This is a genomic window from Streptomyces sp. NPDC093109 (assembly GCF_040701725.1).
Lineage (GTDB): Bacteria > Actinomycetota > Actinomycetes > Streptomycetales > Streptomycetaceae > Streptomyces.
The window spans coordinates 1-15,687 of record NZ_JBFBEZ010000080.1 but is presented as its reverse complement, the minus strand read 5'-3'; the positions used below and the strand labels follow the sequence as shown (position 1 = coordinate 15,687).

Sequence of the window (15,687 nt, the reverse complement as noted above, 5' to 3'; positions counted from 1 at the left end):
TACGGACACGGCGCCCGTCCCCTCGGGGAAGGACGCGGCCCCGCCGCCGAAGGGCCCGGAGCCGTCGCCGAAGCCCGGGAGGTCCGCCAAGCCGTCGAAGGGCACGCCCTCCTCCAAGCCGTCGAAGAGCGCCAAGCCGTCGTCCGAGGAGACGCCCTCCTCCAGGGAACCGGAGCCGTCGGACACGGCCCCGGCCACGAAGTGGTACCGGATCAAGGGGGCCGGTGGCGGGGGATCCCTGCTGGCGCAGTTCACGCCGGAGGAGTGGAGCCGGCGGGAGCCGGCGTACCGGCTGTTGGCGGACGGGGAGAAGCACGTCGTTCGGTGGGTCACGAACGAGGCGGGTCACATGGCTCGCCAGTGGCCGATGCAGCAGGTCATCGATGGCGGAGTGGTGTTCTACGCACGCCATGGAAGTGCCGAGATGCCCGATGTGGGCAGGATGCGCAAGAACCTGGACCTGGGTTCGTCCGAGCACGTGATGCTGCTGGAGTGCGGTAAGGACGCGGTGGACGCGGAGCCGTCGCAGTACTACGACGAGCGCGCCGAGCGGAACCGCCGTCTCGCCCGGGAGCTGGACAAGACGGTGTGGTGGCCGCAGGCCGAGGCGGCGGTCATGCCTTCGCCGGACGGCTCGTCGGCGCAGATCCACCTGCGTGAGGAAGCCGACGGCAAAGCGACGAACCTCCTGTACAGCGTCAAGGGAGCCCCCACGCAGTACGCCTTCCAAGGGATGCTCATGCCCGAGCCGGTGCCCGAGGGCACCCGCTACCCCCGTATGGCGGACTGGAACACCGACCTGTCGGTCGCGACGGTCGGCATCGGGGTCCGGCCGGTGCTGGGTACGGCTGCGAGCGCCCTGCTCCGCCGCCCGCAGCAGCCGCCGCGTAGCTGGTCGACCGACTCCGAGCTCCTTTTGCCTACAGAGATCGACCCGCGCACGGCGCAGACCAAGTACGGCATTTCCGAGGACGACTACGCCAAGTTCCGCCGGATCTCCCAGTCCCGGAACGTCGTGATCGACGTCCTCCCCGGCAATCCGGCCTCCCCCAAGTGGCGCGCCGAGGGTGCCGTGCCCAAGCCCTCGGCGGTGAAGGCCAAGTCCATCAGCGAGATCGACGTCTCCCTGGGCGCCGACCCGCGGACCGTCGGCCTCATCGGCTTCTTCGAACCCCGGCTGCCCAGCCGGGGCGAGCAGGACGACGAGACGTGGGAGGCGGTCCTCGCCCGCTATAACGAGCGCCGGTACGAGTACGACCACCTGGGGCCGGTGATGCGGCGCCTGTCGGAGGCGGGCGTCATCGCTGTGGAGAACGGCGTCGTCTACGGCGTCCAGGACGGCCGGCGCACCCCCATGAGCGGCGACGAGGACATCTACGACCTCACCAACCCCGATGGAACCCGGGTCTCTCTCGAGCTCCACGACGAGATCATCAGAGAGATGGAGGACTTGGGCACAGCCGTCACCCACGGCGGCCTCCAGTTCTGGCGCCCGCCGTCGCCCTTCAGCCAGTCCATCCGGGACAAGATCGTTGCCAAGCACGCCCCCGGTGGGGAGCCCCTGGTCCGGTTCGCCCCCGCGAACCCGTTCGCCAGCCTCACCTGGGACGCCACCGCCACCGCCACCGCGGGGCAGGGTACCGGTGGCACCGGGGCGGGCCGGTCCGTCTCCGTGCCGGGCGGCGAGATCGCCCCGCCCGCCCGGCCGCCGCAGCGGATGCGCCTGCACCCGTACCTGGAGTCCATGCGGGCCGCCGGCAGCGCCACCTTCCACGACCTGGAGGGCACCGACTGGGTGGCCCGCACCATCGGCAACCTCACCAACGGGGGGAACGCGGAGATCATCACCGAGCAGTTGGAGCTGCGCACCCAGAGCTTCCTCGGCGGCGGGCGCCCGTTCCAGGTCCTGGGCGGCGACGGCAGATGGTACGACGTCACTCTCGCCGTCGGCCGTTCCCCGCGCGAGCGGCGCCCGCTGGTCGAGCTGCCCGCCGAGTCCCCGTCCAGCAGGACGGTCCGGGCCCTCAGCGCGCCCGCCTCCCTGGAGACGCTGGCCGAGGAGCCCGACGCGGCCAAGGCCGACGACGCCCTGCCCGCCATGTATCCCGAACGCAAGGTCGCCGTCGATGCCAGCCGTTCGCGCACCCGGTACGGTGGCTTCGCCCTCAAGGGCGCGGGAACGATCCTGGCGCCGACCCCCGTGCCCGCTCTGCTGGCCGGCGTGTTGGGCTCGATGAACATTCCCGTCCGCCGGGTCTCCACGACCGTCGGCACCAAGCAGTCGGTGAGCCGCCGTGACGGGATGCTCAACGAGACCACCGTGGACGTGCCCCGCCTGGTCGAGTTCGTCGTCACAGTGAAGAAGGCGGGTGTGCCGGCCTCCTCGACCTTCCGGGGCGAGGGCGGGGTCACCGTGAACGTTCCGGTCAGCCACCTCATGCCGGAAGGAACCCCCTACCGGTCGGCCGAACCGCGGCCGGTCTCCGCCGACCTGGCCCGGAGCATCGCCTCCGCCGACTCGCTGACGCCGATGGCAGTCAGCGGGAACGGCTCGCTCGACGCCGGCCGCGGGGGCCTGTTCGGCGCCATCGCGGGCGTGGTGCACCCCGCGCTCACCGCCCAGGGTTCGCCCGGCCGGGACGTGGTGTTCGACGCCTCGACCGCCGATGGCGTGCAGCGGGATCTGCTCGCGGCGCTCAGCGGGTGGGTGGACTCCGGTGAGCTGAGCGGCAAGGACGAGAGCGTGCACGGCAGTTACCGCTTCCGGGCCACGATCACGGACATCGCGCCCGTGTACGACCTCGGCGACCCCTGGCCCAGGAGCGACCAGCAGTCCAAGTCCGAGCAGTCCGTCGAGGTCGGCCGCGAGCGAGGGGCGGAGATCGCGGTCGGACCGGCCTTCGGCGCGGGCCTGATGGGCAGCGGGCCCCTGGTAAAGGCCTGGATCAACCCGCTCATCGGTGCTCAGCGCAGGCGGTTCTCCTCGTTCGCCACGAAGGTCTCCGGTCTGCAGGGTGCCGACGTCATGGGCGACCGGGTGCTGTACGAGGCCAGGGTGCGGCTGAACTACGAGGGCTCCGGGCCGCTCAGCCCCGAGATGCGGGCCGGGCGTGCCGCCCCCCACACGCGGTTCACCGTGACGACGTGGTTCAGTCTGCGGGCGGACGAGGCGGCGTTCCTCGGGCTGGCGCTGCCGGCCGGCCTCTCCGTGAAGCCGCTGGTCAAGCACCCCGGCGTGCAGCGGTCCCTGCTGGCCGGCCCACGTGGTTTCAGCACCGCCATGTCCCGCTTCGACACGACCCGGCTCATCGCCGAGATCGAGAAGGTCTTCGCGCAGGACGAGCGCCTCAAGGGTCTGTTGCCGAAGTTCGGCACGGAGAACCGCGCCTCGGACGGCCTCATCGGTGACCTGTTGTACTCCACCCGGGCCACCGCAGACGGGGACCGGGCGTTGAAGAACCACCAGACCCTGACCGCGACCCTGTCCGACACCCATATGCGCGCCCGCAAGGAAGTCCTGCTCACCCAGGGTGTGGTGGCCGTGCTGCGCGGGAAGGGCCGCGCCCACAGCAAGTACGTCCTGGTGCGGGTCAAGGGCCTGGACTCCGGCCCGGGCGAGTACCTGGGCGACACCGACGACTGGAGGGTGCGCAGCGCCCTCGAACTCTCCACCGAGGTGATCAGCGGAGCGGCGGGCAACCAGGTCTTCGGGATACGCACAGGCGTGTCGGGCAAGCCCCTCCCCGGCCATCTGTACCTCACCGGAAGCGGTGCCCTCACCTTCTCCAGCACGCGCGCCCGCAGGGGCGGGCCCAACTCGAAGAACGGATCCGCCAACTCCGGTGCCGAGCAGACCGCCCTGCACCGGACGATGCTCGGCTTCGACGTCGAGATCACCCTGGTCGAGCGTCCTCGCGCCTGGAAACGGTCGACGGTGCCCGCTCTCCCGGGGCGGCAGTCGCCCGATGTCCAGATCATCGCCCGTACCGGGGATGTCTCCGGTCGGCCGACGACCCGCCAACTCCACGTGGACCCGGTGCCGGTGCGGCTGACCACCCCAGTGCCGTTCACCCTCACCCCCCTCCAGCGCGAACTGCTGAACCCGCCCGGCCCGGCCCGTCGGCTGCAAGTGCCGCCGCTGCGGGGCATCAGCACGATGTACGACCCGCGGTGGGCCGTTCCGTCGGACGACGAGAAGCGTCTGCGGGAGTGGGTGTACATCGAGGACATCGGCGACGGGAGCGACATCCAGCAGCTGGCGCTGGGCCTGCTCGCCGGGGCGGCAGGTGACGACACGGCGCTGTCCACACCCGGCCTCGACCCCGCCCTGTGGATCGAGGACCGGTTCAGCCCCGGCGCCGTCGCGGTTGGCCTGGGCCGGGGAAGCGGCGTCTCGCTCGCCGACGACCTGCACTACAAACGGCGGATCGGCTCCCTCACCGGCGCGCTCGGACAGCGCTCCGAGCTGGTCAACCCGGTGGTGATCGACGTTGTCGAGGGGCCGAAGACCAAGAACGCCGTCGCCGGGGGCCACCAGGCGGCGACGTCCAAGGCGGGGAGCCGGTCCCTGGCGTTCGCGACGACGATCGGCGGTGCCGGCAACATGAACCCCATACTGTGGACCTTGGGAGGGCTCAGCGGCAGCTACGGCTGGGGCCGGACCCGGTCGCGCGAGCAGAGCATGTCGGGCACTGTCGAGCGTGTCGCCGCGACCAAAGAGGGCGGTCGGCTGGTCCTGGCCCAGGCGGACCTTAAGCTGTTCCAGGCCGCCGAGATATCGGTGTCGGCCGGATCGGACGGCACCCGGTCCGGCGGCATCCTGCGGCCCAAGCGGGTCGTCCTCTGGCTGACCGAGAAGCAGGCGCGCGATCAGGGACTGGGTGACCAGCTGGACGCCCGGCTGCGCGTTCGTGACGCGGAGTCGGCGGCTGATGAGGCTGATGTGGTGGCGCCTGCCGAGGCCTCGTCCGAAACCCCCGCCGAGCAGTCCGAGCGGTCCACCGAGCAGCCCGCCTCGCAGCCCGACGAGGAGCTGCGACTCGGCGGCGACGGGCCGCTGGGCCTGGGACTGCCCGAGGAACTGCCGGACTTCGGCCAGCTGCTGCCCATGCTCAAGGACGAGGTGGTGGCGGCTCGTGGCCAGGCGTTCGCCGAAGCCCTGCTGCCCGAGCGGCTGCTGAGCGACCGGTACCGCAACACCCAGCGGCTGGCCGCCATCCTCGACCGCGTCGCCGTCCCCGCGCTGCTGTCCGGCGCGATGGACGGCGGGGTGCCGGTGGAGTTGTTCCTCGGCGGCGAGAGCGGGCGCCACGCCTACACGGCGCACTTCTCCGTGCGGCGTGGCACCGGGGTCTTCCACGACCGCCCCGACGAGATGCGCGGCTTTGAGTACGGGACCGCCATGTCCGTCGCGGAGAGCAACTCCGAGGGAAAGAGCACCGGCCCGGGCCTGGACGTGGTGACGCTCCCGACCCCGGCCCTGTCGGGTAACGCGGCCGTCGGCGCCCTCCAGCCGGGGACGGCACTCCACTTCGAGGGCATAAGCCCGCAGAGTCGCGGGGCCGCCACCGCGTATCAGCACAGCGTCAATTCGACGGTGCGGGAGGACGTCGCTCAGGTGCGGCTGCGGGTCCCGTTCACCGCCACGCTGGCCCTGTACGACCACGGCCTCTCGGAGTACCGCGACCCGATCGCCTCCGTCGACCTGCCCCTGCCGAGCGAGGCGGGCCGGGACCGGGGAGACACCCCGGGCCGGGTGCTGGGCGAGGTCGACGACGGCAGCCTTCTCCCCGGCGACACCGGTGAGACCAGCGACACCAGTAGCACCAGTGCCACCAGTGACAGCGGGGGCTTCAGCGTTACCAGCGGCACCGAAGCCACCGACGCGCGGCCGTCCCTGCTGTTCCGGGTGCCGGAGGCGGACCTGGCGGCGCTGGCCCACGTCAGCCCGCCCCGGGCACGGACCCTCAGCCCCGACGACCAGGTGGCGTCGCTGGCGGAGTGGCGGAGCAAGGGGGTACGTCTCCCCAGGGAGGCCCAGGCCAACACCTTCCAGGGAGCCGAGGCGGTACGGCGTGGGCTCGCCTCCCTGGCCGGACAGGTCGGCGGCGGGGAGGACTTCCACACCACCGGCCGGTCCACCTCCTACACGATTCAGGAGGCGGTCTCCACCGAGTGGCTGACCGGCGCGGTTCCGCCGCTGGTCGCCAGGGGGCTGCCCCTGCCCGAGGCCCATGTCCCGGCGGCTCTGCGCAACCAGGACCTGGACGTGACGCTGTACGCCCGGCTCGGCGACGGCGAGGTGCTGGGGCCCGTGGGCGACATAAAATTCGATGTGGTCGACGGCGGTGAGGCGGGCCGGCCCGCGAGGGAAGCGGCGAACACCGGCACACGGGGGGACCAGGCCGGTGCCTGGCAGGGCGGTGTCGGCTGGGTGCGCTACGGGCTGAACGACGTGTACGACGGGCGGGCCGATTTCGCCCTGCCTGGTGACAAATACGAGTACACCACGCAAGAGGGATATGGGACCACCAACTGGTTCATTCGCTCCGGCCCCGGCGTGCTGGTCCAGTTCAAGAACGTCGATCTGCGGATGGTCGCCACGCTGAAGCAGCGGCTCGGTCATGTGATCGACGTTGGCGAAAGCCGCGGTACACGCGATCTGGCGCTGGAACATCCAGTCGTGATCCGCATGCTCCGGAGGTCCGCTGCCCAGATGATGGCCGGTGGCGCCGTCACAGACCCGCGCGGCCACCTCGGCGTGGCGGAGACAGGGGATACGGATCAGGAGATCCGCTCGGGGGAGGGCTGGCTCATCGGCCGTGCGATATTCCCCCCGAGGGAGTGGAACGGCGGACGGCGCCAGTTGTACCCTCGGCTGCCGGACGTCCGCCGGGGCGTGGTGTGGCGCGGGCCCGAGGGGGCGAGGGAGCACGCCTACTTCATGGTGCCGATCAGCGACCCGGCCGGGACGTTCTTCTTCGCGGGCAACGGGGGTGATCCGGCGACGCGCGCCGAACTCCTCCGTGAGACGGTGAGGGAGTTCGCGAAGACGGGTGCGACGGAGGGAATGGTGCTGGTCGGCTCCCCGGTGGATCTCGGGCCAGCCGCGGAGGAGAGCCGAGGCTCCACGGTGCGCGCGCTCCACGCGGTGAGCGGCGAGGTGGCCGTCACACCGAGGACGGCGACCGAGCCGGACCTCTACCACCTCCTGCCCGGCGCCGACGGCGCGCCGAGCAGCTGGCTGATCCGCCGTGGCGACGGGACGGTCGAGACGCACCCGAAGCCGGAGGACCTGCGCTGGGGCGAGGGGGCGCGGCCGCGGTATCCGGACCCGCACTGGGCCAACGCGGGAGGCTCCGCGCAGGGGAACGGAACGGCGGTCCGGGACCGCTCGCGGGATGCGGAGGCCCCCGCGATCCCGATCCCCATGACGCCCGTGGTCCGGGACGGTGCCGCGACTCCCGAGGAGGACGCGCCACCGGAGGAGCCCGCGCCGACCTACCGGCGCACCGGTACGGCCACCGCCCGACTCCACGGCACGGCCTTCGGCCTCCACCCCGTCGAGGGCCCCGGCTACGCCTTCGGCGAGGCACTGGCCCGTACCCTGCGGGGGGCCGGCGTGGAGCCTCCGGCGGCCGACGGCGACCTGCGCGGCTGGGCCGTCGGACGGGTGACCGAGGCCGACGTCGCGGACATCGCCCTGCCGCCGTTGGACCGCGACCGTGACATCGAGGTCGACGACCTGACCAAGGCGGGTGTCAAACTGAAGCCCGGCCAGGACATGGAGGCGGTCCTGCGCGGAGGGAATCTGGCGGCACGTGAGCTGAAGCTCACGCCATTCGAGCTCTTCCGCCTGCTGGCCCGCTCCGGTGGCCTCTCCGCCGACCCCACCGCCACCTCGGCCGCGGTCGACGCGGTCGCCGCCACGGTGCTCGCCCGGGAGTTGGGCGTCACCATCGCCGTCATCGGACCGGACGGAGGGCTGAGCTGGTACGGCCCGTCCACCGGCCGGCCCGTGCTGTTGGTCCGCGACGGTGACCGGTACCTGGCCGGAGTACCGGACGTCCCGGCCGAGAGCATGACCTCGGGGGAGGGGGCACCGTGACCCGTACCCGTACGGTCCCGGCGAGGAAGTCGCCGCGTCTCCGGCACCAGTACCAGCTTCATTCGTGACTCCGTGTCACCTATCCGTCATCGTCAAGCCAGTGAGTAAGGAAGCAAAGTGAGCGAGTCGGCAGAGCGCGGCGAAGCAACCGGGCAGTCGGACACTGAGGTCCCCACCGAGGCCGCGCGGATCGAGGGCGCGACGGAGAACATGCCGGCCATCCCGGACGAGATCCGTGAGGCGGCCAGGCTGGCGCCAGATCACTGGCTCGGCATGGTGGACCCCACCTGGAAGGGCGAGGGGGCGCCTCCCGCGTGGGCCGTGGTCGGTCAGTGGCGGTCCGGTCTGGACGGCGAGATCGTCGAGTGGCAGGACAACGAGGAGTACCGTCCGTCCCCCACGGCACTCGGCTGGCCCGAGCCCGCCGATGACGTGGACGCGGCGGTACAGCTGGCCGCGACCGGGTACGGGCCGGGCGAGGACGTGACCTCGGCACTGGCGGAGCTGCCGGAGGCGGCGGTGTTCGTCACGCCGGGCGGCGATCCGCTGCCCGCGACCGCCCCGGACGGCGAGACACCCGTCGTGCCGCTGTTCACCTCGCCGGTCCATCTGCACACCTCGGGCCGGCTGGCGTTCGCGCTGATGCCCGTCTCCGACGTGCTGGACCGGTTGCCCGAAGGCCACCTTCTCTACCTCAACCCGTCGGCGCCCGTGAGCATGACTGTGGAGACCGACGCGCTGCGCGAGGCACTCGCGGGGCACACCGCCGCGCAGACGGATGGAACGGAACGGTCGGCCGAGGATGAGGCCGAGGACGACGGGGACTTTCCCGCCCGCCCCGCCACCACGGGCGGCCCGGCCGACACCGCGAGCCCGTCCTCCGGCCGGAAGAACGCGGCCGAGGACGTGTCCTCGGAGACGGCGCAGGGCCTTCTGTGACACCTCCGGACGCCGCCCCGCGTCCGGACCCCTGACACACCGCGGCCGTCCCTCCCTGGGAGCGGGGAGAGACGGCCGCGGGAAGGGTCAAACTTGGCCGGTCCCGGCCTGGTGATCTGGTCTTGAGGTCGTGGGTCACCACGTGAGGCGTGCCCTGTTTCAGGTTGCGGTGTTCGCCTGCGGCCGGTCACGCGTTCACGCTGTGCTGTGGGCATGGGCGATACCCGGCTGGAACCTGTCGTGCTGTCGGAGGCCGAGCGGCTGACGCTGGAGAACTGGGCCAAGCGCCGCTCGACCGCACAGGGGCTGGCCGTTCGCGCACGCACCGTACTGGCGTGTGCGAACGGCTGGAACAGCACCGTCGTCGCCGCGCGGCTCGATGTCGGCCGAGACACCGTGCGCCGCTGGCGCACACGGTTCCTGCCCCAGCGCCTCGACGGACTCGCGGACGAGCCGCGGCCCGGGGCGCCGCGGACCATCACCGACGCCCAGGTGGAAGAGGCGGTGGTCCGCACCCTGGGAGGAGACACCCCCTGAGGGGTCAGAGCGGGTCTGTACGCTCACCGGTGTAATTGATGATCATGGAAGAGACATCCAGTGACTGACACCGTGACCGAGTTCGTGGCCGCCGATGACCAGGCGGATCCCGTCGCCGGAGGCCGCGATGGTCGAGCAGGAACTGATCGACCGGCTCGTCGGGCAGGCCCGCAGCAAGGTGCTGCGGGCCTGCCCGACGAGGGCGGGCTGCTGCAGCAGCTGGCCAAGGCGGTTCCGGAGTCCGCCCTGGAGGGCGAGATCACCGGCCGTCTCGGCTGTGACAAGCACGACCCGGCGGGCAAGGACGGCGGCAACTCCCGTAACGGGACGTGGTCCAAGACGGTGCTGACGGACATCGGGCCGGTCGAGATCGACGTGCCCCGTGACCGGGAGGGCTCCTTCGAGCCGGCCATCGTCAAGAAGCGGCAGCGCCGGCTGGCCGGCGTGGACGAGATGGTGCTCTCGCTGTCCGCGAAGGGCCTCACGCACGGGGAGATCTCCGCGCACCTGGCCGAGGTCTACGGCGCGAACGTGTCCAAGACGGCCATCAGCACCATCACCGACAAGGTGATGGACGGCATGGCCGAATGGCAGAGCCGGCCGCTCGACCGCTTCTACCCGGTCGTCTTCACTGACGCGATCAACGTCAGGATTCGCGATGGCCAAGTGGCAAACAGGCCGATCTGCGTGGCTTTGGTGGTCACCGCCGAGGGGCACCGCGACATCCCCGGCCTGGGGGCCGGCGACGGCGGCGAAGGCGCGAAACACTGGCTGCGCGTGCTGTCGGAGCTGAAGAATCGGGGCGTCGAGGACGTCCTCATGCTGGTCTGCGACGGGCTGAAGGGGCTGCCCGGCGCGGTCGGCGAGGTCTGGCCCCGAACTGTCGTGCGAACATGCGTGGTCCACCTGCTGCGGGCGTCGTTCCGTTACGCGGCTTGGCAGGACCGGGACAGGATCGCGAAGGCGCTCAAGCCCGTCTGCACCGCGCCGAGCGAGGACGCGGCCACGACACGGTTCCTGGAATTCGCCGGGACCTGGGGCAAGAAATACCCGGCGATCGTCCGCCTCTGGGAGTCCAGCTGGCCCGGGTTCACGCCTTTCCTTCGGTTTGATGCGGAAATGCGCCGCATTGTGTGCGCGACGAACAGCATCGAGAGCGTCAACGCCCGCATCCGTAAGGCCGTCCGTTCCCGCGGGCGCTTCCCCACGGAACAGGCCGCCCTCAAGTGCGTCTACATGGCCGTCATGAGCCTCGACCCGACCGGCGCCGGCCGCAACACGCTGGACCATGCGCTGGAAGGGCGCCATGAACGCCTTCGGTCTGACCTTCGACGGCCGCCTCACCGCAGGCCAACTCCAGCCACGCCGAGCCCAGTTGCGCCGCTCGCTTTGCAGACCCGGTGTCCATGATCAAGGGGAAGCTTCAACATGAAGACCTTCGTGTGGTGCGTTCCTGGACAGCTCCACCACACCGGAGGTCTTCGCCATTGATCAAGACCCGCGTGTCGACAACGCTCGTGATCAACACGCCCTAGCCTCGGGTCACGTTCGGGTGAAGTACCACAAGTGGTTGTTGGTCTTCTCCGTCATGCACGGGTAGATGATCAGGTTGCGATTCTTGGAACTCTTCTCGTACGAGTCGAGGCACTGCTGGTTGCTGGCGTTGTCGCGGAGCCAGTAGCGGCCCTTTTGTGACTTTTTGTCCGCCCATCACAGCTGGTTGTCGCCGGTGGTGCCGTTGCAGTGGGTCTCCTTCAGGGGTGTCGAGCTGGCGGCGCCGCCGCGGCCGGGCAGATCCAAGCACCGCTTGGTCACGACGTTGCGGATGACGAACAGGTCCGCGCCGCCGGGACCGGCCTGGGACTGCTTCTTCTCCAGGTTCCAGAGCTGGTTGTCGTTCGGGCTGTTGGTGCACGCCGACTGGTGGAGGGGGCCGTCCAGGGCGCCGCCGCCGGGTACGTCGACACAGGTCCTGTTGGTCCAGTTCTTGATGAGCACCCGGGTGGTGATCGGAGGCATCCCGCCGGTGGCCGGCGCGGCGGCCTCCTTCTTCGTCTCGGGCTTCTCCTCGGGCTTCTGCTCCGGCTCCGTGGTCGGCTGCGTCGGCTCCGGGGCCTTTGACACCTCCGGCTCGGTCTTCGTCCCCCCTGCCTTCCTCTCCTCTGCCGTCTTCTCCGGAGAGGGGGAAGAGCTCTTCTTGGGCGCGAGGGACTCGTCGACGAACCGGCCGGACTTCTGCTCGTCGTCTTCGACGACGGTGCCGGCGGAGCTGGAGGAGGACGCGTTCAGCTTCTTGTCGTCGTCCTTGGCGCCGGTCGCCATGAGAATCAGCGGCACGGCGACGAGGATGGCGCCCGCCATGGCGGCGCCCGCGAGGATCGGCTTGTTGGGCCGGCCCGGATCGCCCGCGGCGACCGTAGGGCCGGCACCGCCGGGCGAGTGGGCACCGGCGGAAACCGCCCGGCCCTCGCCGCCGCCACTCGCGGCGACGGCGCTCGAAACGGTCGTGGGCCGAGTCTCGCCCTCGCTCCTGCCCTCGGCCTTCTTGCCCTCGCTCTCGGCCTCGGCCGTGCCCTCGGTTTTCTCGGCCTCGCTCTGGGGGGGCCTATCTGTTTCGTCAACCCCGGTGGGGTTGGCTTGTGGGGGTTGGTCCTGGTTTTCGGGAACGTGGGCCTTTCCCCCTGGGCGTGGACACCTTGGACACTGGACCTTGAGGGTCCAGAGGAAGAGATGTCACGCATGGTGATGAAGGTGTATTCGGCGGAGTTCAAGGCGGACGCTGTCGCGCTGTACCTGTCGGACCCGAAGAACACGTTCGAGGGCGTCGGCAAGGACCTGGGGATCAGCCGGGAGACGCTGCGGAACTGGGTGCGGACCGAGCGGGCCCGCAAGGGCCACGCGGCGGGCACCAGCGGCTCGCCACGGGCGGCACAGGCTGACGAGGTAGCCTCCGACGATGTGCTGAAAGAAGAGAACAAGCAGCTCAGGGCCCGGATCAGGGAGCTGGAGACGGAGCGGGAGATCCTGCGGAGGGCCGCGAAGTATTTCGCCCGGCGAGACCAACTGGTGAGGACCCGTAATTTAACTACTGCATGAGTTGATCTCGTCGTCGTGGTGCTTGATCAGGCGCTTCAAGGCTTCGAGTGTGCGGGGAGGACGGGTCCTGTGGAAGACGAGGACTCTGGCGAGCTCGGGCCCGGCGAAGGCCAGCAGCGGCTTGGACCTCCCGGCGTGGTAGCTCAGCACGTTGCGCTTGCGGCCCATCAGTTCGGCCGCGAGGGTCAGGGTGACGGTGTTGCGGCTGCGGAGCACGGCGGCCAGGACACGGTGGCGGTGATCGAGGGTGCCGAAGCCGGGGTTGCGGCCGCGGCCGTCCCTGTCTGCGCTTTGGCGTTCAGCTTCGGTCAGGAGCAGTTGGCACGGTTCGAGCTGGAGCACGAGCTGCTCGAAGTGTTCCCGGGTCATGCCAGTGAGCGCGGGGTGGGTGAGGAGGAAGGTGGCCTCGGCCGGGATTGGAGGGCCCGACTCCTCCCGTGAGTCTTCCGGAATCCGCTGGCCGGGGTCCTGTGGGGCGATGGTGTAGTTCCACTCGCCATGGAAAACATCGCGTTCGACCCGTCGCTCGGCGCTCTGGCGTTCAGCTCGGGTGAGCACGCGGCCGGTGGGGTACGCGTTCTCGTCCAGCACGGCCTGGACAGTCAGTCCGGTGCTGGTGCGGGTGGCCGAGATGGTCTCCAGCAGTACTTCGTAGCTGGTCAGCGGCTGTCCGCGCAGGCTGTGAGTGATCCGGGAGAACAGTCGGTGTTCCACTTTGTTCCATTTTGAAGTACCTGGTGGGAAGTGCATGACGGTGATGCTCAGCCCGCACTCGTCGGCGAAGTCGGCCAGGCCCATCTTGAACAGGCGGGAGTCCGCCGAGTTGGCGCCTCCGGAATCGGCGGTGACCAGCAAGCGGTCGGTGCTGGGGTAGTCGAGGCGCCCTTGGACCTTCCACCAGCGGCGCAGGGACTCCACCGCGAAGGCGGCGGTGTTGCGGTCGGTGCCCACATTCACCCAGCCGCTGTCGCGGCCCAGATCATAGATGCCGTACGGGATGGCGAACGGAGTGTCGGGGCCGAAGAAGTCGTGATCCGGGGCAGTGATCGGCTGCCCTTTGGGGCGGTAGGTGCGGCCGGGACGTGCGAAGTCGCCGATCGGTTCCTTCTGCTTCGCATCCACACTCACCACCGGCAGGCCCTGCGCGAGGAAACGTTCGGCGGCGGTGTTGATGTGACGGAACTGGGCGTCTCGGTCGGGTACCTGACTGCCGGCCCGAGTCTTGGCCATGCCCTGCAGACTGAAGCCCATCGCACGCAGCAGACCGCCGACCACCGGAGCACTGACCGGATGACCAGCGACGGTCAGCTCCCGGGACAAGTCCCGCAGCGAGGCAGTGGTCCAGCGCAACGGGGACACCGGATCACCCACCGCACGCGGCTCGATCAGCAACTCGAGAGCCGCCAGCAGTCCAGGGTCGCGCTCGACAGCGGACTTGCGCCCGCCGCCCGGTCGGCGTACCCGCCCCAACACTGTTGCTCCGGACACGAGTTCCGCACGCCCTCGTGCGACAGTCGACTCCGAGACTTCCGCCAGCCTGGCCACGACCGCGGTCCCGCCATGCCCCAGAGCCTCCGCCTCGGAAGCCAGATACAGACGACGCTGCCGCTCGTCCAGATGCGGCAAGACCGCCGCGAACTTCATATCCAGTACCGTCAGAGCTTCATCCAGGATCGCCACAACAGCCCAACTGCATGGCACCACCGAGGTATCGGCCTAAATCCGGCAGTAGTTAAATTACGGGTCCTGAGCCGTTTCCAGTTCGTTGATGATCATCGCGGCGCGTTCGGCGTCAAGCGGCTGTGCCGGGTGCTGGAGGTCTCCCGGTCCGGGTTCTACCGGTGGCTGAAGGCCGCCCCGGCCCGCCTGGCGCGGGCCAGGGACGATGCCCGGCTGGCACGGCGGATACGGGAGATCCACAGGGAGTCCGACGGCACCTACGGCATCCCGCGCATCACGGCCGAACTGAAGGCCGCTGGGATCGGCGTCAACCACAAGCGGGTCGAGCGGGTGATGCGCCGCATCGGCGTCCAGGGCGTGCACCTGCGCAAGAAGGTCCGCACCACGGTCCCCGAGCCGGAAGGGGCCCCGGTGCCGGACCTGCTGCGGCGGGACTTCACCGCGAGCGAGCCGAACACCAAGTACGTCGGCGACATCACCTACCTGCCCGTCGGAGATGGCCAATTCCTCTATCTGGCAACGGTGTTGGACCTGCATTCCAGGCGACTCGCGGGCTGGTCGATCGCCGACCACATGCGTACCGAACTGGTCACCGACGCGCTCGAAGCCGCCGCCCACACCCGGGGCGGCAGCCTCGACGGGGCGATCTTCCACAGCGACAACGGAGCCCAGTACGCATCGAAGGAGTTCGCGAAGGTGTGCCGTCGGCTCGGCGTGATCCGCTCGCGCGGAGCGGTCGGCACCAGCGCGGACAACGCCGCCGCGGAGAGCTTCAACGCGACCCTGAAAAGGGAGACTCTGCAAGGGAAGAAACGCTGGTCAGGAGCGCGTGAGGCCCGTCTCGCAGTGTTCCGGTGGGTCACCCGCTACAACACCGGACGCAGGCACTCGGGGCTGGGCTACATCAGCCCCATCGCCTTCGAACAGCGACCAGCTACGCTGACCACTGCCGCATAGCAAACGGTGTCCACGCTTCGGGGGAAGGCCCCACAGGCGTCATTCCGACGGCGGTGGTAGACGCCGCTGGGAATTGGGCTTCAAGCAATCCAGCCTTGGCCGTATCGAGCGGGTCTTGCGGCGCATCACCCCTGACGCCTTCAGGCGGCCACCGCTTCCCTGGCATGCTGTTGTCCCCTCGCGCTTTCGCGTCCAGGTGAGCCAGGCGACCCAAGAACATCCCTCCAAGTTCCTCCCGACTGCGTCGGGGATACAACGAAGCGCCTCACGGCGCACCGCCGGCAACCACGTTACGCAGACATGCCGCCCGTGAAGCGGCCCGGCATTGCGCCGGACCAGGCGGTTGTCAGGCCCCTCATCAGCGGTCAAGC

Annotated in this window: 6 protein-coding genes and 3 pseudogenes; 6 read left to right on the top strand and 3 right to left on the bottom strand. The window is 70.0% G+C overall.

The features are described from left to right. On the bottom strand, positions 1–333 hold a 333-nt coding region (locus tag AB0389_RS37150), incomplete at its 3' end, for a hypothetical protein (protein ID WP_366400003.1). Between the two features lie 16 nt (positions 334–349). On the opposite strand from AB0389_RS37150, the gene AB0389_RS37145 reads away from it, so the two are divergent. The 4 genes and pseudogenes from AB0389_RS37145 to AB0389_RS37130 all read left to right on the top strand — a co-directional run. Further along, positions 350–8,107, top strand: coding sequence for a hypothetical protein (locus AB0389_RS37145; RefSeq protein WP_366400002.1), 7,758 nt, complete (start codon positions 350–352; stop codon positions 8,105–8,107). A 210-nt stretch (positions 8,108–8,317) separates the two neighbouring features. Then, a complete protein-coding gene (locus tag AB0389_RS37140) occupies positions 8,318–9,046 on the top strand; it encodes a type VII secretion system-associated protein (protein ID WP_366400004.1) in 729 nt (242 codons plus the stop codon). Positions 9,047–9,259: 213 nt separating this feature from the next. Beyond that, a complete protein-coding gene (locus AB0389_RS37135) occupies positions 9,260–9,583 on the top strand; it encodes a helix-turn-helix domain-containing protein (protein ID WP_366400001.1) in 324 nt (107 codons plus the stop codon). A 204-nt stretch (positions 9,584–9,787) separates the two neighbouring features. Further along, positions 9,788–10,913: pseudogene (locus tag AB0389_RS37130) on the top strand (IS256 family transposase); the annotation flags it as partial. 380 nt (positions 10,914–11,293) lie between these two features. Here the strand turns inward: AB0389_RS37130 and AB0389_RS37125 are convergent. After that, positions 11,294–11,944 (bottom strand): RICIN domain-containing protein, encoded by a 651-nt coding sequence (locus tag AB0389_RS37125; protein ID WP_366400000.1) that lies wholly within the window; start codon positions 11,942–11,944, stop codon positions 11,294–11,296. Positions 11,945–12,322: 378 nt separating this feature from the next. Between AB0389_RS37125 and AB0389_RS37120 the strand changes: the two are divergent. After that, a pseudogene (locus AB0389_RS37120) lies at positions 12,323–12,652 on the top strand (transposase); the annotation flags it as partial. A gap of 12 nt (positions 12,653–12,664) precedes the next feature. On the opposite strand, the gene AB0389_RS37115 reads toward AB0389_RS37120, so the two are convergent. Beyond that, positions 12,665–14,323 carry an ISAzo13 family transposase gene (locus tag AB0389_RS37115; RefSeq protein WP_366399999.1) on the bottom strand — a complete coding sequence of 553 codons (1,659 nt, stop codon included), beginning with the start codon at positions 14,321–14,323 and terminating at the stop codon, positions 12,665–12,667. 99 nt (positions 14,324–14,422) lie between these two features. Here AB0389_RS37115 and AB0389_RS37110 point away from each other — a divergent pair. Continuing rightward, positions 14,423–15,316, top strand: a pseudogene (locus AB0389_RS37110) (IS3 family transposase); the annotation flags it as partial. Between the last annotated feature and the right edge of the window lie 371 nt (positions 15,317–15,687).